The sequence below is a fragment of the Kosakonia cowanii JCM 10956 = DSM 18146 genome (assembly GCF_001975225.1).
GTDB lineage: Bacteria > Pseudomonadota > Gammaproteobacteria > Enterobacterales > Enterobacteriaceae > Kosakonia > Kosakonia cowanii.
Genome location: NZ_CP019445.1, coordinates 3,481,458 through 3,500,801 on the forward strand (window position 1 = coordinate 3,481,458; position 19,344 = coordinate 3,500,801).

11 protein-coding genes and 2 pseudogenes are annotated in these 19,344 nt (G+C 61.1%); 2 read left to right on the plus strand and 11 right to left on the minus strand.

The annotated features are described in order from the left end of the window. Positions 1 to 35 precede the first annotated feature (35 nt). From BWI95_RS16435 to BWI95_RS16460, 6 genes and pseudogenes are all read right to left on the minus strand, one after another. Positions 36 to 2,609 carry a nitrate reductase gene (locus BWI95_RS16435; RefSeq protein WP_232374377.1) on the minus strand — a complete coding sequence of 858 codons (2,574 nt, stop codon included), beginning with the start codon at positions 2,607 to 2,609 and terminating at the stop codon, positions 36 to 38. Between the two features lie 56 nt (positions 2,610 to 2,665). After that, positions 2,666 to 6,822, minus strand: a pseudogene (nirB, locus tag BWI95_RS16440) (nitrite reductase large subunit NirB). An 11-nt stretch (positions 6,823 to 6,833) separates the two neighbouring features. Further along, positions 6,834 to 7,630, minus strand: a pseudogene (locus tag BWI95_RS16445) (ABC transporter ATP-binding protein). Further along, complete coding sequence (ntrB, locus tag BWI95_RS16450; RefSeq protein ID WP_076769852.1) at positions 7,631 to 8,551, minus strand: nitrate ABC transporter permease; 921 nt, start codon at positions 8,549 to 8,551, stop codon at positions 7,631 to 7,633. A gap of 12 nt (positions 8,552 to 8,563) precedes the next feature. After that, positions 8,564 to 9,826, minus strand: coding sequence for a CmpA/NrtA family ABC transporter substrate-binding protein (locus BWI95_RS16455; protein ID WP_076769853.1), 1,263 nt, complete (start codon positions 9,824 to 9,826; stop codon positions 8,564 to 8,566). Between the two features lie 255 nt (positions 9,827 to 10,081). Continuing rightward, entirely contained in the window at positions 10,082 to 11,299 is a 1,218-nt protein-coding gene (locus BWI95_RS16460) for a nitrate regulatory protein (RefSeq protein WP_076769854.1), read from the minus strand. A 118-nt stretch (positions 11,300 to 11,417) separates the two neighbouring features. On the opposite strand from BWI95_RS16460, the gene BWI95_RS16465 reads away from it, so the two are divergent. Both BWI95_RS16465 and BWI95_RS16470 read left to right on the plus strand, forming a co-directional pair. After that, a complete protein-coding gene (locus BWI95_RS16465) occupies positions 11,418 to 11,876 on the plus strand; it encodes a DUF943 family protein (protein ID WP_054803597.1) in 459 nt (152 codons plus the stop codon). 86 nt (positions 11,877 to 11,962) lie between these two features. Then, positions 11,963 to 13,291 carry a glycoside hydrolase family 10 protein gene (locus BWI95_RS16470; RefSeq protein WP_083699402.1) on the plus strand — a complete coding sequence of 443 codons (1,329 nt, stop codon included), beginning with the start codon at positions 11,963 to 11,965 and terminating at the stop codon, positions 13,289 to 13,291. On the opposite strand, the gene BWI95_RS16475 is transcribed toward BWI95_RS16470, so the two are convergent. From BWI95_RS16475 to treY, 5 genes are all read right to left on the minus strand, one after another. Then, complete coding sequence (locus tag BWI95_RS16475; RefSeq protein ID WP_054803598.1) at positions 13,292 to 13,597, minus strand: hypothetical protein; 306 nt, start codon at positions 13,595 to 13,597, stop codon at positions 13,292 to 13,294. Between the two features lie 27 nt (positions 13,598 to 13,624). Continuing rightward, positions 13,625 to 14,176: an RNA polymerase sigma factor gene (locus tag BWI95_RS16480; RefSeq protein WP_232374379.1), complete on the minus strand. Its 552-nt coding sequence runs from the start codon at positions 14,174 to 14,176 to the stop codon at positions 13,625 to 13,627. Then, entirely contained in the window at positions 14,166 to 14,597 is a 432-nt protein-coding gene (locus tag BWI95_RS16485) for a hypothetical protein (protein ID WP_054803600.1), read from the minus strand. The genes BWI95_RS16480 and BWI95_RS16485 overlap by 11 nt, the downstream gene beginning before the upstream one ends. 141 nt (positions 14,598 to 14,738) lie before the next feature. Then, positions 14,739 to 16,814, minus strand: a complete 2,076-nt coding sequence (gene glgX / locus BWI95_RS16490; protein ID WP_054803601.1) for a glycogen debranching protein GlgX — start codon at positions 16,812 to 16,814, stop codon at positions 14,739 to 14,741. A gap of 63 nt (positions 16,815 to 16,877) precedes the next feature. Continuing rightward, positions 16,878 to 19,343, minus strand: a complete 2,466-nt coding sequence (treY, locus tag BWI95_RS16495) for a malto-oligosyltrehalose synthase (RefSeq protein ID WP_232374461.1) — start codon at positions 19,341 to 19,343, stop codon at positions 16,878 to 16,880. Position 19,344: the final 1 nt, after the last annotated feature.

Sequence of the window (19,344 nt, forward strand, 5' to 3'; positions counted from 1 at the left end):
AGCAGTTTATGCCTTCAAAAGATAGCAGACGCGCGTCACTGCGGGCGGGCAATCAACCTTTTCAGTTCGGGAATACAGGAGCCGCAGTTAGTGCCGCACTTAAGCTTTTCACCAAGGCGCGAAACGCTGTTGCACCCTGACTGAATCGCCTCGCTGATCGCCCGCTCACCGACAGCAAAACAGCTACAGATTGTCGCACCGGCAGGCGCCTTGCCGTTGGCGCTGCGCCCGGCCAGTAATGCCAGCCGTTGTGCGGCGCTTTGTGGCGGCCGGGAAAAGGCGGCGATGACCGCTGCCCGGTCTGGCTGCGGGCGCTGACGCTGCGCGTAAAAGGCCAGTTGCAGTTCGCCATCCGCCCAGGCGAGAAGATTAAAGCCGTCGCTGCCAAGGGCGGCAGGCTGGCACAGCCACGCGTCGGCCAGAAAATGTTCGCGCAGCCACGCCATCCATGATGTTGGCCACGCATTGTCAGCGAGCGCAAAGTGCGTGATGCCGGGCTGAGTAATGCGGCTCCAGTAGGCGATTTTCGGCGCTGAAAGCGTATCTTCACGCAGAAAGAGTTCGCCCTGCCAGGCGGCCTGCCAGCGCTGAATACTGACCGGCATCTGCTTACTCTCCGGCTGACCGGAAAGCGGATCGGTCTCGGCGGCAATCAGCGCATCGACCCGCGCCTGCTGGCTAAAGGCGCTGTTCCAGTGCATCGGCACAAACACCCTGCCGCGCGGTTGCAGCGCATCCGGCTGCGCGCGCAGCAGCAGCCAGCCATGAGTTGAGGAAACGCGCAGCAGATCGTTGGCGCTAATCTGCGGCGCATCGTCGGGGTGAAACTGGCAAAACGGTTCGCTGATATGCTGCATCAGCCGCGGGGATTTAGCGCTGCGCGTCATGGTGTGCCACTGATCGCGGATGCGTCCGGTGTTCATCACCAGCGGCCAGCGCGGCGTCGGCGGGTTGGCGGGCAGACGCGGCGTCACGGCAATCAGGCGCGCCTTCTCATCGGCAAAAAAGAAGCGGTTATCGGTAAATAACCGCGCCGTGCCGTGGGGATGCAGCGCATTTACCGGCCACTGCACGGGCTTAAGATCGTCCCACTGTTGCCGGCTGAGCGTCGCGAGGCCGCTGATATCAAACGCCCGCGAGCCCTCATTTTCAAACCCCGACAGCGCGGCATGTTCGCAAAAGATCTCCGCCGGGTGCTGCCAGCTAAAGGCGTCGGCAAACCCCATGCGTTGCGCCACCTGGCTTACGATCCACCAGTCGGCGCGCGCCTCGCCCGGCGGTGGTAAAAAGGCGCGCTGGCGGGAAATGCAGCGCTCAGAGTTGGTAACGGTGCCGTTTTTCTCGCCCCACGCCAGCGCTGGCAGGCGGATATGCGCTGCGCGAGTGGTATCGGTGTCGCGCATCACGTCCGAAACAATCACCAGCTCGCAGCGTGCCAGCCCGGCGCGCACCCGATCGGCATCCGGCAGCGAGACCAGCGGGTTGGTGCCCATAATCCACACCGCTTTTATCTCGCCCTTTTCCACAGCGCGAAAGAGTTCGACGGCATTCAGTCCGGGACTTTTTGTGACGTTGTCACTCTTCCAGAAGCGTCCGACGCGGTCGACCTCCTGCGGCGAGAAGCCCATATGTGAAGCCAGCTGGTTTGCCAGCCCACCCACTTCCCGCCCGCCCATGGCATTTGGCTGACCGGTTATCGAAAACGGCCCGCAGCCTGCACGGCCGATTTTCCCCGTTGCCAGGTGGAGGTTGATAATGGCATTGCACTTATCAACGCCGGAAGTGGATTGATTAATGCCCATCGAGTAGAGCGTCACCAGCGTATCGCTGGCGGCAATCATCTGGTAAAAGGCCAGCAGCGCTTCCTGCGGTAGCTGGCAATAGTCCGCGGTGCGCTCAGGCGTCCACTCCTCGACCGCCGCCAGCGTCTGCGCTGCGCCAGTGGTGTAATGATTGAGAAACTCCCGGTCGAGCTTGCCCTGCTGCGCCATAAAATGGAGCGCGCCGCAAAACAGCGCCGCATCGCTGCCGGGGCACAGCGGCAGGTGGAGGTCGGCGAGATCGCAGGTGGCGGTGATGCGCGGGTCTATAACGATAATGCGCATCTCCGGGCGCGCCTGTTTGGCTCTCATCAGCCGCTGGTAAACTACCGGGTGCGCCCAGGCAGTATTTGAGCCGGTGAGGATCACGCACTCTGCAAGCTCCAGATCCTCATAGCTGCACGGCACCGCATCGGCACCATACGCCCGTTTATAGCCCACCACCGCCGAGGCCATACAGAGGCGCGAGTTGGTGTCCATGTTTCCACTGCCGATAAAGCCTTTCATCAGCTTATTGGCGACATAGTAATCCTCCGTCAGCAACTGGCCGGAGCCGTAAAAGGCCACCGCCTGCGGGCCGAACTGCACAATTACCCGCTGCAACCCTTCCGCCACCGCATCCAGCGCGCGCTCCCAGCTTACCGGCTGCTGGTCGATCTCTGGCTGCAACAGTCGCCCGGTGAGATCCAGCGTTTCACCCAGCGCGCTGCCCTTCACACAGAGCCGCCCGTGGTTCGCCGGGTGCAACGTATCACCCTGGGCGCTAAACCCTTGCCCTTCAGGCTGCATACGCACTCCGCACCCGACGCCGCAGTAAGCGCAGGTGGTAGAAACCGCCGCGCCCGTCACAGGCTCACCGTGGCGATGCGCTGTTCGCGCCCTGCCGCGACGCTTTGCGGCTGCGCCAGCACCCACACGCGCCCGCCCTCCACTTTCACCGGCCAGACGCTGAGTGCGGTCTGCTCATCATCGAGGCTGCGGCCATCGCGCAGGCGAAAACGCTGCTTATAGAGCGGCGAAATCACCACCGGTTCACCGTTAACGTCCCCAGCAGCCCGCGCGCCAGTACATTCGCCTCGCTATCCGGTTCATGGTTGCTGAGGGCAAACACCTGCTGCGGGTGATCCGGCAGATGGAAGAGCGCGATTTGCTGATGACCGAGCCGCGCCGCCATCCCCGCATGGTGCGGGATCTCCGATAATGCGCAGAGATCGACCCAGCCCTGCGGCAGCGGGTTGTGTCCAGAAGAAGGCAGTGCGGCGCGCTCATGTGTGGTTGCCGGGCGGATCTGCTGGCGCTCCGGCACCATCACCACTCCCTCATCGGGCCGATCGCTGTTCACAAACGGGCGAAACAGCGCCAGCCGATCCGGGTCCGAGAGCGTGGTTTGCCATTCACACTGATAAGCGTCGATCACCGTCTGCATCTCGCTCTCCAGCTCGGCGGCGATGTTCAGGCTATCCTCCAGCACCACCTCGCGCAGGTAAGCCATGCCGCCGTCGAGATTATCCATCCAGGTGCTGGTGCGTTGCAGGCGGTCGGCGGTGCGGATGTAGAACATTAAAAAGCGATCGACGGTGCGGATTAACGCCTCGGTGCTCAAATCCTGCGCCAGCAGATCGGCGTGGCGCGGCTTCATGCCGCCATTGCCGCAGACATAGAGGTTCCAGCCCTTCTCGGTGGCGATCACGCCAACATCCTTACTCTGCGCTTCGGCGCATTCGCGGGTGCAGCCGGAGACCGCCATCTTGATTTTGTGCGGCGAGCGCAGCCCTTTGTAACGGTGCTCCAGTTGCAGCGCCAGCGCGGTGGAGTCCTGCACGCCGTAGCGGCACCAGCTGGATCCGACGCAGGATTTCACCGTGCGCAGGGATTTGCCATACGCATGCCCGGTCTCAAAACCGGCTTCAACCAGTTGCTGCCAAATCTCCGGCAGCTGTTCGAGGCGCGCACCAAACAGGTCGACGCGCTGGCCGCCGGTGATCTTGGTATAGAGGTTATAGCGCCGCGCAATCTGCCCGATGGCAATTAGCCCGTCCGGCGTGATTTCCCCTGCGGGAATGCGCGGCACCACCGAGTAGGTGCCATCTTTCTGGATATTGGCAAAAAAGCGGTCGTTGGTATCCTGCAACGGCAGGTGTTGCGGCTTCAGCAGGTACTCGTTCCAGCAGGAGGCGAGCACCGAGCCGACCAGCGGTTTGCAGATCTCGCACCCGTGGCCGCGCCCATGTTTCGCCAGCAGTTCGTCAAAGGTGCGGATATTGCCCACCCGCACCAGGTGGTAGATCTGCTGGCGCGAGTACGGGAAGTGTTCGCAGAGATCCTTTTTCACTTCGACGCCCATCTCTTCAAGCGCGAACTCCATCACCTGCTTGGTGAGCGCTGCGCAGCCGCCGCAGCCGGTCGCCGCTTTGGTGCAGGATTTGATCGCTGCCATATCGGCACTGCCGCTGTTCACTGCCGCACAGATATCTGCTTTGCTGACGTTATGACAGGAGCAGATCTGCGCGCTGTCGGGCAACGCCGCAACGCCGAGCGTTGGCGCTGCTTCCCCACTGCTGGCAGGCAGGATCAGCGTCTCGGGCCTCGCGGGCAGCGGCATATCATTGAGCATCATCTGCAACAGCGTGCTGTAAGACTCGCTGTCACCAATCAGCACCGCACCAAGCAGCTTTTTGCCATCCTCTGAGACGACGATTTTTTTGTAGATCTCCGCCGGGCCATCAACCCAGCTGTAGCTCTCACTCCCCGGCGTGCGGCCGTGGGCATCGCCAATCGACGCCACTTCAACGCCAAGCAGCTTCAGCTTGGTGCTCATGTCCGCGCCGGTAAATGCCGCGTCACCGTCCGCCAGTGTCTCCGCCAGTGTGCGCGCCATCTGATACCCCGGCGCGACGAGGCCGAAAATTTGCCCATTCCACAGCGCGCATTCGCCAATGGCGAAGACGTCAGGATCGGAGGTGCGGCACTGGTCATCAATCACAATGCCGCCGCGCGGCCCAATTGCCAGCCCGCAGTCGCGCGCCAGGTTGTCGCGCGGGCGAATGCCTGCCGAGAAGAGCACCAGATCGGTTTCAAGAAAAGTGCCATCGGCAAAGTTCATGCGATAGCGGCTGGTCTCTCCGGCGACGATTTCGCGCGTCTCTTTGCCGGTATGCACCTGCACGCCAAGGGCTTCGATTTTGCGCCGCAGCATCGCCGCCCCGCCCTCATCCAGTTGTACGCCCATCAACCGCGGCGCAAACTCCACCACATGGGTTTGCAGGCCGAGGTTTTGCAGCGCGTTCGCCGCTTCCAGCCCAAGCAGGCCGCCGCCGACCACCACGCCACGCTTGCCCTCCTCGGCACAGGCTTTGATCGCCACCAGGTCGTCGAGGGTACGGTAGACCAGGCAGCCTGGTGCGTCGTTCCCTGGGATCGGCGGAACAAACGGCGATGAACCGGTAGCCAGCACCAGCCGATCCCACGCCGTCTGGCGACCGAGCTTATCGACGACAAAACGGTGCTGAAGGTCGATCTGCGTAATTCCCTGATTCAGGCGCAGCTCAATGCCGGTGGCCTCGAAAAAGCCCTCTTCGACCATCGACAGCGACGCAGCGCTGCGCCCGGAAAACCAGGCGGAGAGATGCACGCGGTCATAGGCCGGTACCGACTCCTCGGCAAAGACAATCACCTGGTAGCGCAGATGCAGTTCGCGCTCCACCAGCTGTTGCAGAAAGTGGTGGCCGACCATGCCGTGTCCGGCGACAACTAAAACAGGTTTTGACATCACATCGCTCCTCGCTATCTCAGTGGATAACGGCTGGTTCAGAATGGGGGAAAGATCCTCTTCAGGGGTAAAGAGGCTCGGCTGGCCGGGGGTATTAAGCCGGGCGAAGTAACCCGGCCCGTCGCTGATATCGCCCCACAGCAGTACGCCGCGCAGCTGGTTATTGCTTATCACCAGGCGGCGGTAATCGCCGGTAAACGGATCGGTTGCGGTGTAAACCGCATCGCCGTCGCGCACCCCGGCGCAGTAGAGATCGAGGCCGCTCACTTTCAGGCGCAGCGGCACCTCTTCAAGCGCGAACGGCGCATCCGCTTCACCAAGAAGCCTGGCGGCAAGGGTCTCCGCCTGCCGCCAGCAAGGTGCTACCAATCCAAAGGTGATCTCACCGAACTGGCAGCACTCGCCGATCGCTGAAATCGCCGCATCGTCAGTACGCAAGTGTCCATCCACCAGAATGCCGCGATCGCACGCCAGCCCGGCAGCCTGCGCGAGGGCGATATTCGGTCGCACCCCAGCGCAGACCACCACGCCCTGCGCCGGGATCTGCCGTCCATCCTGCAACTCCACCGCGCTAAGTCGCCCCTGCGCATCGGCGCAGCAGGCGCGCGTCTCTGCCGCCAGCAGCGTGTCGATGCCGCGTGCGTTGAGGCTCGCTTGCAGCAGCGTTGCCGCGTGCGCATCCAGCTGTTGATCCATCAGGTGCGGGCCGCGATGCACAATCACGCTGTGAATACCGCGCTGCGCCAGCGCCGCCGCGGCTTCAATTCCCAGCACCCCGCCGCCCAGCACCACCGCCGTCTCTTTGGCGCTGAGCTGGCTCAGCATCGCCTCAACATCCGCCTGCTGGCGAAAGGCGTAGACGCCAGGTAGATCGATGCCGGCAAGCGGCGGCATAAAGGGGCGCGATCCGGTGGCGATCACCAACTGGTCGTAAGCGAGTGATTCCCCGCCAACGCACACGGTGCGGGCGGCGCGATCGATCGCCGTCACCGGCTGCCCCGCAAGCCGCGTCACACCGTGGCGGGCATACAAGGCCTCGTCATGCATCACGATCTCATCGAAGGTTTTCTCGCCCGCCAGCACCGGCGTCAGCAGAATGCGGTTATAGGCCGCTCTCGCCTCCTCATCGATCAGCACAATATGAAAGCGGCCAGGCGCGCGTTCGCAGAGCTGTGCGACCAGCCGCGCACCCGCCATGCCGTTGCCAATCACTATCAGACGCGGTTTCTCCATCGGCATATTCCTCAGGCCACGGCTTTATGTTTTTCATGCAGGAAGTGCAGCACCTGCTGGCGGTAGTGATGAAACTGCGCATCGTTAGCCAGCGCCAGCCGTGAGCGCGGACGCGGCAGTGTGACCTCCAGCACCTCGCCCACCTTCGCCGCCGGGCCGTTGGTCATCATCATTACCCGGTCAGAGAGCAGCACCGCTTCGTCGACGTCATGGGTGATCAGCACAATGGTGGTGTTGAGCTGGGTCTGGATCTCCATCACCGCATCCTGCAAATGGGCGCGCGTCAGGGCATCGAGTGCGCCGAAAGGCTCATCCATCAGCAGCACTTTGGGCTTCATCGCCAGCGCGCGGGCAATGCCGACACGCTGCTTCATGCCGCCGGAGACCTCGCCGGGGCGCTTATGCATCGCATGCCCCATATGCACCAGTTCAAGGTTGTGGGCGATCCACGCCTGCATCTCGCTTTTGCTCATCTCGCCTTTAAACACCTGGTGTACCGCCAGCGCGACATTCTCCGCCGCCGTCAGCCACGGCAGCAGGGAGTGGTTTTGAAACACCACCCCGCGTTCGGGGCCGGGCCGACGATCTCCTGGTTATCACACAGCAGCACCCCCTGTGTCGGGCGGCTCAGCCCGGCAATCAGGTTTAAGAGCGTTGATTTGCCGCAGCCGGAGTGACCAATCAGGCTGACCGTCTCCCCCTGGGCGATGGTAAAGCTGACATCATCAAGGGCGACAAACGGCCCGCTGGCGGTGGCAAAGGTTTGGGTCACGTTTTCGACCCGGATAATGGCGTGTCTCTTTTTCATTTATGACTCCCGACGAGTGTCGTAGCTAAAACGGCGGGCAATGGCCATCAGCCCCTGCTCCAGCGCCATCCCCACCACGCCAATCAGCAGAATGGCGATGATGATGTTTTGCACATTGAGGTTGTTCCACTCATTCCAGATCCAGAAACCGATGCCGACGCCGCCGGTCAGCATCTCGGCGGCGACAATCACCAGCCAGGCGATACCGATCGATAAGCGCACACCGGTGAGGATGTGCGGCAGCACGGCGGGAAAGAGGATTTTGCGCATCACGGTGAACTCACTGAGCTTCAAAACGCGCGCGACGTTGAGGTAATCCTGCGGAATACGCATCACCCCTTCGGCGGTGTTGAGGATCATCGGCCAGATGGAGCAGATAAAAATCGTCCATGTCGAGGCCGGTTCGGCGCGCTGAAACAGCAGCAGGCCAATCGGCAGCCAGGCCAGCGGGCTGACCGGGCGCAGCAGCGCGATCAGCGGGCCAAACATGCGGGCGATAAAGCGAAAGCGGCCAATCAGAAAGCCGACGGGAATGCCGACCAGCGCCGCCAGACCAAAGCCGAGCGCCACGCGCTCAAGGGAGGCGAGCACGTTCCAGCCGATGCCCATATCATTCGGCCCGTCGATATAAAACGGCTCGGCGAAGAGCGTTTTCGCCGCTTCCCAGGTTTGCAGCGGTGTCGGAAAGCCTTTGCTGTTGAGCGCCGCCACCTGCCAGAGGGCGATCAGCACAACTGCGCCGAGCAGGCCGGGGATCGCGGCGCTAATAACGCGCTGCATCATCTTGCGCAGGCGGTGTACCGGCGCGCGTTTCGCCACTATAGGTGCAGCCTGTGGCGCGGCGGCTTTCAGCGGCACAATCGCTGCGCTCTGCGGCGTGGGCTCCAGCGGGATCACTTTCGGTTGGGTATTCGCAGACATTCTTGGCCTCACTTAGCGGTGGATGGCAAAACTGTTGGCGTAGGCCGCAGGATCGCTGCCGTCCCACACTTTTCCGTCAATCAGGGTGCTGCTGCGCATTTGGCTGGTGGGCACGCTGATGCCGCCCACCGCCGTCGCGGCCTGTTTGTAGAGTTCGCTGCGGTTGATCTGGCGCGCGACGGCGAGGTAGTCGGGAGCGCTTTTCAGCAGGCCCCAGCGTTTTTGCTGAGTCAGAAACCAGATGCCGTCGGAGAGCCACGGGTAGCTGACCGCGCCATCGTTGAAGAAGCGCATCGCATGGGCGTCCTGCCAGGTTTTCCCTAATCCATCTTCATAGTGGCCGAGCATCCGGCCTTCGATGGTCTCGACGGCGGTGTTGATATAGGCGCGGGCGGCGATGGTTTTTGCCGTTTCGCGGCGGTTTTCATCGGAGGCGTCGATCCAGCGCGAGGCCTCCAGCACTGCGGCGGTCAGGGCGCGCGCCGCATTGCCGTTTGCCGAGACCCACGCCGAGGTAGTGCCGAGCACTTTTTCCGGGTGATCGGGCCAGATCTGCTGGCTGGTGGCGGCGGTAAAGCCGATGCCGTCGAGAATGGCGCGCTGGTTCCACGGCTCGCCAACGCAGAAGCCGCTCATATTGCCAATCTTCATGTTCACCACCATCTGCGGCGGCGGCACCACGACATTGCGCACATCGGCAAAGGGATCGATCCCGGCATTCGCCAGCCAGTAGTAGAGCCACATGGCGTGGGTGCCGCTCGGGAAGGTCTGCGCAAATGTGTAGGTGCCCTGCGGGCTGGCGGCAATCACCTTTTTCAGCGATGCGCCATCGGTAACGCCCGCTGCTTTTAATTGATTCGATAAGGTGATCGCCTGGCCGTTGTTGTTGAGCGTCATCAGCACCGCCATCTCGCGCTGTGGGCCAGAGACGCCGAGTTGCAAGCCGTAGACCATGCCGTAAAGCACATGGGCGGCATCGAGTTCGCCGGAGAGCAGCTTGTCGCGCACCGAGGCCCAGCTCGACTCTTTACTCGGGATAATGGTGATGCCGTACTTCTCATCAAACTTCTTCACCGCCGCCATCACCACCGGCGCGCAGTCGGTGAGCGGGATAAAGCCGACGCGCAGGGTCTTCTTCTCCGGCGCGTCTGAACCTGCCGCCCACACGCTGTTCATCAGGCCCGGGATCAGCAGGCTGCCGCCCAGCGCCGCGCTGCCCGCCAGAAAGCGGCGGCGCGAAAGTTTACTCACGGTGTTGTCATCGTCTTGCGTCATTGCGGCATCCTGTCATTTGAAAAGGGGCAAAAAAAAAGCGTCCGGTTAGCGCTCAGTCTCCTGAACGCTAACGGACGCCTTTATCCGGGAAGTGATGCTGGCCGCCATTAGCCAGCACCTTCTTAAATGAGATAAGCAGAATGTGTGCCAGGTTTCTGATGCCTGTAAAAACAGGGGATTAGCGATTTGGCTCACAAAATTTGCACCGCAACGGGCGGCGAAATGCACACCTGCGGTGCAGCTACTCCTTTGGGGTTAGGTGGGTTTTTTACCCATTACGGCGGCGACGGAGAGCATCGCATCGGCGATCTCCGCCAGCTTCTTGTTCTGCTGCATCGCCATCTCGCGCAGGGTTTTGTGCGCCTGCGGCTCGCTCATCGCGTGGTGCTGCATCAGCAGGCTTTTCGCCCGCTCCACCAGCTTGCGCTCGGCAAGGGTGGCGCGCAGCCCGGCGAGTTCCGCATCCAGCGCCTGCAACTGGCGGGACTGCTGCTCAACCAGCTCCAGCACCGCGCGGCTCAGTTGCGGCGGGATCAGCGCCGTAAAGTGTTCCTCAGCCTGCGGCAGCTGGGCGATCTCCTGGCGCTGCTGCTCGGCGTCGCGCTGTGCCGCAGCAATGCGCTGGCGACAACACTGCATCACCCCTTTTTCCAGCGCATCTTCAATACGTTTCATGGCATCGATACGCATTGTGGTGACCTCAAACCAGCGCAGTGCCGCCTCCGTTGGCTCGCCCGGCGGCAGCGTGCGGCTACAGGCGAGGCGGCGAAAGCGCTCCAGCTCGCGGCTCTCCTCCTGCTGCTGTTGCTGCCACAGGGCGAGGCTTGTGGCATCGGCAAACTCGCTGAAGGTGTGAAAGCAGCGCTCCTGGGCATCAATCAGCTCCACCAGTTGCTGGCTCGCTGACTCATCAACCGAACCAGTGGTAAAGCCTGCCGCCACCAGCGCCCGCTCCTGCCCGGCCAGCTCTTTGCCCTGCATAAAGCTGAACAGCGCCAGCAGCGCGCGCGAGACGCTGGGATCGCCGGAGGTGTCGGCAGTTTCCACGATCAGCGCCAGGTGGCAGCGGATCACCTCGTTGTAGCGCTGCATCGCTTCCGGCTGGGCAATGACGAGCTGCTGCACCTGCTCGCGCAGCGGCGGCAGCGTGCTCAGGCTGTGCAGCACGCTGGCGATGCGGCTAAAAAGCCGCGCGGCGTTGCCCCGCTCCAGCCCTTCCTGATCGAGCGTTGCCAGTTGCTGATGCACCGCCTGCGCGGCGCGCTCCACCTGCTCTGCCCGCTCGCGCAGCCGCCCGCCCCAGGTTTTCCCCTGCGAGCAGAGGAAAATATTGGCCGTACCGCGCTCGCGTTGCAGCAGATGAATAAGCTGGCTCACCGCGCCGACCAGCTTGCCCATCTGCAACAGCTGTTGCAGGCCGGTGATTTCGCTGCGCCGCGAGGCGAGCACAAAATCGAGAGCTGAAAGCGTCATCGCACACCCTTCTCCAGAAAAACGTAGGCTCACTAAAGCAAGAAGTGTGCCGCCGCGATTGACATCAGGCGCGGGCGGGTGAGAATGCCACTTCACATCACAGGGAGAGGGTCAGGATATGGTGAAGAAAACGGCGGCACTGCTGTTACTTATCGGTGTGGTCTGGCTGGCGTGGCTGTTTCTGCGTACGCCGCAGGCAATCCGAGCTGATGACAGCGCGCTCTACGTGAAAAACCTGCCGTTCAGCGATAGAGGCAAAGTGAACTGGTGGCGCGACAACCGCGCGGCGCTACAAAAGCAGTTTCCCCTGCTGGTGCGCCCCGGTAAGGCCGTAGTGATCATCATGAACTTCGATCGCTACGATCGCCTGCCGACAGGCACCCGCGATGGCAGTATTGATGACTACAACTGCTTCACCGATATCAGCGCGCCGCAAAACTGCATCTATAAAGAGATGGTGATGTTGATTTTCATCCATCCTGGCAAGAAAACCGTTTATAGCTTTGGTGAAACAAGTTACGAGGAGAGGCCAGACGGCACCCTGAAACGTGTTCACGAGACCTTTAGCATTCGCTAGATATATTCACTCACCGAATTGTTTGACTTAGCCGGTAATCCGACCAGAATGTATTTGCCCCGTATCTCGCTGAAAAACAGAAACCTATGACCACACACTCGCGTTGTGTTACCCGCACAGGCCGCCTGAAAAAGATGGCCGTGCTGATGGCTGCTTTGCTGCTTGCCAGCTGCGCGTCAAAACCGCCGAAATCTCTTGTGACGCCGAACCCGCCGGTGAGCAAACAGCCGCTGCCCGATGGCGGGCTGAGCCAGCCGCAAACCATGCGCGGCATCTGGCTGGCGACGGTTTCCCGTCTCGACTGGCCGCCGATCAACTCGGTAACCCTCAGCCCGGCGCTGCGCGCAGAGCAGCAGAAAGCGGCGCTGACCGCGAAGCTCGATAAGCTGCAACGCCTCGGCATTAACACCGTCTTCTTCCAGGTAAAACCGGATGCTACCGCGCTGTGGCCGTCAAAGATTTTGCCGTGGTCGGATACGCTTACCGGGGTGATTGGTCAGGATCCGGGTTACGATCCGCTGCAATTTATTCTGGATGAGGCGCACCAGCGCGGCATGAAGGTGCACGCCTGGTTTAACCCTTACCGCGTCTCGACCAATACCAAACCCTCCACGGTCGCGGAGCTTAACCGCACCCTCTCCCTGCGCCCGGCGTCGATTTTTGTCCTGCACCGGGAGTGGATCCGCACGGCGGGCGACCGCTACGTGCTTGATCCCGGTATTCCTGAGGTGCGCGACTGGATCACCAGTATTGTCGCCGAGGTGGTAGCGCGCTACCCGGTGGATGGCGTGCAGTTTGATGACTACTTCTACAGCGAAACGGCCAGTTCAGCGCTGAACGACAGTCAGACGTTCCGCCAGTATGGGCAAGGTTTTGTCGCCAAAGCTGACTGGCGGCGGCACAACACCCAGCTGTTGATCGAGCAGGTGTCGCGCACCATCAAGCAACTGAATCCTAACGTGCAGTTTGGCGTCAGCCCGGCGGGCGTCTGGCGTAACCGCTCGTTCGATCCGGCAGGTTCCGAGACGCGCGGTGCGGCAGCCTATGATGAATCCTTTGCCGATACCCGCCGCTGGGTGCAGCAGGGGCTGCTTGACTATATTGCGCCGCAGATCTACTGGCCCTTTACCCGCGATGCCGCGCGCTACGATGTGCTGGCGAAGTGGTGGGCGCAGGTGGTGAAACCGACAAACACTAAGCTCTATATTGGCGTGGCGCTCTATAAAGTGGGTGAGCCGTCCAAAATGGAGCCGGAGTGGACGCGCGATGGCGGCGTGCCGGAGCTGAGAAAGCAGATTGAGATGAATGAAACCCTGCCGGGTATTGCGGGGACGATCCTGTTCCGCGAAGGTTACCTGGCGCAGCCGCAGACCCGCCAGGCGGTGGACTATCTACAGGGGCGCTGGGGGAGGTAATTACGGGATCCATTTCCAGTAAAAATCGCCAAGAAATCGTATTACGCGCGCGGTTCTGTCCATAGCCCTCTCCAGCCAGTCCGCAAAGCGCGAGCGTAGCCGTGGCTCTTTCAGGGCCACGCCCCGCTCGCTTAACGCTTCCCATGCCGCGTGACGCACGGCGAAGACAAAATCCTCTTTCGCCAGCGTGACCAGCGCTTCGGTGCTGCGCGCACTCTGCTCCTGTTGCAGGCGGGCAATCAGATCCAGCCGCTTGCGGTAGTCGCTTTTGTCATGTACGAGCCGAGTTAGCTCCTCATCCGTCACGCCCTTCTCCTTACTGGTGGCCGTTAGTTACTCCCCGGTCAGCGCGTCATAGAGCGTCTGCATCCGCGCGCGCAGATAGAGCACCGCTTTATGCTTGCGCGACAGCAGAGTCTGCACGCTGACGCCCAGCTCCTGCGCCAGGGCTTTGCAAGTGTAACCCTGTAACTCGGTTTTTTCGAACACCTCGCGCTGCGCCTCCGGCAGTTCTGCCAGCGCCCGGCCCAGTTCCTCCCATAAAAGCCCCTTCAGATACTCCTCTTCCGGCGTCTGCGCGATGCCAAACAGCGTTTCGGCCACCTCATCTTCAACGAAGTCTAATTCCTCGTCACCCTCAGCAAACAGGCCCGATAATGGCACTTCGCGCTTTTTACGCGCCCGGTCGGTCATCTCATTGCGCGCGGCGCGAAACAGCCAGGCGGCGACATTCTCCACCGGCTGCTCGACCTTCATTAACTGCCAGCTGATCTCCTGCAGGATATCTTCGCTCTCCTCTTTCACCGGCGAGCGGCTGCGGATAAAGGCTTTCAGCTTTGAGCGGCAGGCGTTCAGCGCCGTGATAAGTGCAGACTCAGTCGTCATGACGCGGGTCATCGCGCTCACCCGCGTTCGGACGCTGCTGCTCCGGCTCACCGCGGCGTTCGTGCCAGCCGCAGTGGCCGTGGCGACGAAAACCTTCGCGGCGCTTCTCGACAAACTCTTCACGCTGCTCTGGCGTCATCGCCATCCAGCGCTCATGCATACGCCGGTGCGCGCGCCCCATGCCGAACATGCCGGGGCGAAAACCGAGGCCGCCAAAGAGAATGCGCGACAGCACCAGGATGCCAAGCGCCTGCCAGAAGCCGATGCTTTTCACGCCGAGGATCGCTGGCAGCAGCGCGTTCCACAGCGACATCACCACCAGGCCGAGCACCACAAACAGCGCGGCGCCAATGATCAGCGGCTTCGCGCCGCGATGGCGACCAAAACCGTGCTGTGGTTCATTCATATGAAAATCTCTCATTGTTTTTCTTCCTCATCAGATTAGCGAATAAATGCCTGTGATGAAGTAGACGAATGAGCGCGGGAAATATTGCTAAAAAAGTGAAATAAAAAAACAGGCGCAACAAGTGCGCCTGAAAAAGTGCGGAGTAACAGGAAGTTATTACGGGCGGCGGAACAGCGCGATGCTGCGGCCTTCCAGCTCGAAATCCTTCTCTTTGGTGATAACGATCCCGCGTTTCACCGTATCGGAGGTGGTCAGCTCCAGTACCCAGCCGCCTTCGCCAAACTGCGGAATGCGGAACGGCACGTTGCCTTCAAACGGGTTGAACAGCATCAGCACGTCGTGCCAGATGCCCTCTTCCTCTTGCAGATCGGCGCGGCCAATATAGACGCCCAGCGTGGTTCCCTCTTCCCACTGCTCCGGCAGCTGCTCGCCGCCGCCGGCGTTGTACCACTTGATCTCCATCCCGTCGCGCCAGTTTTCCCGGCGCAGCAGCGGCTGCGCGGCGCGCAGTTCAATCACCTGGCGGGTAAACTCGCGTAGCGCTTCGTTCGCGCCGTTTAAGGTGTCCCAGTGAATCCAGGAGATCTCGCTGTCCTGGCAGTAACCGTTGTTATTCCCGGACTGGCTGCGGCCAAACTCGTCGCCCGCCAGCAGCATCGGCGTGCCGTGGGAGAAGAGCAGCGTGGCGAGGAAGTTGCGTTTCTGGCGCTCGCGCACGGCGTTGATGCCTTCATCGTCGGTCGGGCCTTCCACGCCGTAGTTATAGGAGCGGTTATCATTGTGACCGTCGTTGTTATCTTCGCCGTTCGCCTCGTTATGTTTTTCGTTGTACGACACCAGGTCGTTAAGCGTAAAACCGTCGTGGGCGGTGATGAAGTTGACGCTCGCCCACGGGCGACGCCCGCGCAGATCGTAGAGATCGCCGGAGCCGAGCAGACGGGCGGCGAAATCGGTCGAGACGTTATCGCCCTTCCAGTATTCGCGCAGCGTATCGCGGTATTTATCGTTCCACTCTGCCCAGCCCGGCGGGAAGCCGCCAACCTGGTAGCCGCCAGGGCCGATATCCCACGGCTCACCAATCAGTTTCAGCTTCGACAGCACCGGATCCTGGGTGATGGCGTCGAAGAAGCCGCCGCGCTGGTCAAACCCTTCCGGCTCGCGGCCAAGAATGGTGCCGAGGTCGAAGCGGAAACCGTCGATATGCATCGATTCCGACCAGTAGCGCAGGGAGTCCGTCACCATTTGCAGCACGCGCGGATGGGAGGTGTTCACCGTGTTGCCGGTACCGGTATCGTTGATGTAGTAACGATGCTGATCCGGCAGCGTGCGGTAGTAGGAGAAGTTGTCGATGCCCTTGAAGGAGAGCGTCGGGCCGAGTTCGTTGCCTTCGGCGGTGTGGTTATAAACCACGTCGAGGATCACCTCGATACCGGCATCGTGGAAGGCGCGCACCATGTCGCGGAAACCCTGGATGCCGCGCGGGCCATAGTAACGCGAGGCAGGCGCAAAGAAACCGAGGGTGTTATAGCCCCAGAAGTTGTGCAGCCCTTTGTCGAGCAGATGCTGATCGTCCGGGAACCAGTGCACCGGCAGCAGCTCCACGGAGGTGATGCCGAGACTCTTGATATAGTCGACAGTCGCCTTATGCCCCATCCCTTCAAAGGTGCCGCGCAGATCCTGCGGGATGCCCTGATTAAGCTGGGTGAAACCCTTAACGTGGGTTTCGTAAATGATGGCGCTCGGCCAGGCGATATTCGGCCGGTTTTGATCCTGCCACTCAAACTCGTTGGGATCGATAACCCGGCACTTCGGCGTAAACGGCGCGCTGTCGCGCTCGTCAAAGGTTAAATCTTTATCTTCGTGGAGCAGATCGTAGGCGAAGTGCGCTTCGTTCCACTCGATATCGCCAACCAGTTCACGCGCGTACGGGTCAACCAGCAGTTTGTTGGGGTTGAAGCGATGGCCGTTTTCCGGGTCGTACGGGCCATGCACACGGTAGCCATAGAGGGCACCGGGTTTCAGGCCTGGCACATAGCCGTGCCAGATTTCATGGGTATATTCCGGCAGTTCCAGGCGGGCAATCTCCTGTTTGCCGCTCGGATCGTATAAGCAGAGTTCCACGCGATGAGCGTGAGCTGAAAAGAGCGCAAAGTTCACGCCCTCACCGTCGTAATTCGCACCGAGTTGCTGGCCGTGCCCCGCCGTGATGTGATATGGCTTACCGTTAGACATGATCCCTCTTTCTCTTATTTAGAGCGTCACCTGACTTAACCCAACCAGACGCATAAAGTCGTTTTATGCGCTGACCAGTACTGCAAACGTAAAACCGCCAATCGATCGCAAATTGACGCGATCGTTGAGCAACACATCCTCTCCGCTAAGCATATCCCGGTAATGGCGATGCGCCAGCCGCTCCGGTAACGGGATCACCGCTCCGTTCAGGCTGCCATCCAGCGCGCCAAACAGCAGGCGCGGTGCCAGCACAATCAGCGCGTCATCCTCATCAACACGCGCGAAGGCGATGACATTATCCGCCTGCTCGCCGTCGGCGTTCAGCGGCAGATAGTCGCCGTGGCGGAACAGTGCCGGTTTCTCCTGACGCAGGTGCAGCAGGCGCGCGATAAAGGATTGCTTAAGCTGACCGCTCGACCACCCCTCCTGCAAACGCGGGTCGGCATGCTCCTGGGCATCAAGCAGGCGCTCCAGTTCCGGGTAGTCCGGCTCAAGGCGGTTGTCGGGGTCAACGAGGCTGAAATTGAGCGCTTCGCTGCCCTGGTAGATATCCGGTACACCCGGCGCGGCCAGCTTGATCAGCGTCTGGGTCAGGCTATTCACCAGCCCGGCGCGGATAAATGGCAGTAAAGATGTGGTGAAATCCTGTAAAAATGGCTGATTATCCGGCGAAAGCAGATGGCGAACGTAGTCCAGCACCGCGCTTTCATAAGCATCGTTGCTGTCGACCCAGTCAGTACGCTGCTTCGCCTCGCGCAGCGCCTTCTCGACAAACTCAACAAAACGCCCCTCCAGCGCTTTCAGCCCTTCGGCATCGTCCGGCTGCAACGTCACCGGCCAGACGCCTGCCAGTGCCTGATAGATCATCCATGCCACCGCCGGACGCGGCGCGGGGCCATCCTCCAGCATGCTCACTTTATCTTTATTCATTTCACGCCAGCGGGTAACGCACTCGGCCCAGCGTGCGGGCGCTTCCGTCAGGGTATAGAGCCTGGCGCGGGCATCTTCGCCGCGCTTGGTGTCGTGAGTTGAGGTGCCGGAGAGCGCATCTGGCTGTTTCTCAAGCCGTGTCTGCATCTCCTGATGGAAACGGGCAAGGGAAAAGTTACGGCGTAACGGCTCGGCCCCCACTTCGTTAAGGGCGAGATCCATGTTCTGGCGGAAGAAGAGCGTATCTTCAACTGATTTGGCCATCAGCGGCCCGGTCAGTTGCTGGAAGCGGGTGCGGAAACGGGCAGCCTCTTCACGCGCGCTGTCAGGCAGATCGCCGGTCAGAATGCGGGTAATAAAGTCGAGAGCGGTTGGCTCCGGGGCAAAGCTGCTGGCCTTCACCTTCGAGACCACTTTTTGCAGCAGCGCCAGATCGGCAGGCGGCAGACCCTGCGCTGTGCCGTAGGTGCGATAGACCGGGAAAGCGATCAGTAGCTCGCGCAAGGCCTGGTGCAGCGCCTCTTCAGCGGGTGCAGAAGCTTCATGCCCGGCGATCTCACTGGCGAGTCGCAGCAGCACGCTGAACTCACCGGCGAAGTTACGATCAACCATCAATAGCTTCGCCGAGCGCAGCTCCGCTTTCATGTCGACCGGTTTGCCGACCACCTGATCGTAAGCCTCGCGCAGGCCGTCGAGATTCTCATCATCAACCAGCACATCGGAGAGCGCAGCGATAAACTCATACCCGGTGGTGCCGGAAACCGGCCAGTCGTCGGGCAGATGCTCACCTTTACCGAGGATCTTCTCAACGGTGATATGGCAGTCATCGCCCGCTTTCTGCCGCAGGCGCATCAGGTAACCGCGCGGGTCGGCAAGGCCGTCGACGTGATCGACGCGCAGGCCATCGACCGCGCCGCTGTGCACCAGTTCGAGGATCAGTTTATGGGTGTCATCAAAGACCTGATCATCTTCCACCCGCATGCCGACGAGGCCGGTGATTTCAAAGAAGCGGCGATAGGAGAGATCGCTCGCCGCATCGCGCCAGCTCATCAGCCGCCAGGGCTGCTGCTCGTGCAATTCGGCAATTTTCGCCGCATCGGTCAGGCCAAGAATTTCCTGCTCGCGCCCCTGCCAGCTCGCTTCCACCAGCGGGTAAACGCTCTCGTAATAGACAAATGCCGGTTTACCGGTTTGCGGGTCGGCTTCCACTTTCAGCTCGCCCTTCTCCACCACGGCGTCGAAATCTTCGCCGAGGAACGGCAGCGTCAGGCGGCGCGACCAGTCGATATCAAAATGGTGCGCCCATGGGCTCTTTTCGCCTTTAGCGATCACATCGCGCCACCAGGCGTTCTCCAGCGAGGCGGCCATATGGTTTGGCACGATATCAATGATCAGCCCCAGCCCGGCGGCTTTCAGCGCCTGCGCCAGCTTGTCGAACCCTTCCCGACCGCCAAGAGTCGGGTCGATCTCGTTAGCGTCGGTGACGTCATACCCGTGCGTGGAGCCGGAGGTAGCAGTAAAAATCGGTGAAGCATAAAGGTGGCTGATGCCCAGCTTTTTGATATAGGGCACCAGCGCTACGGCGCGCTCAAAGGTCATG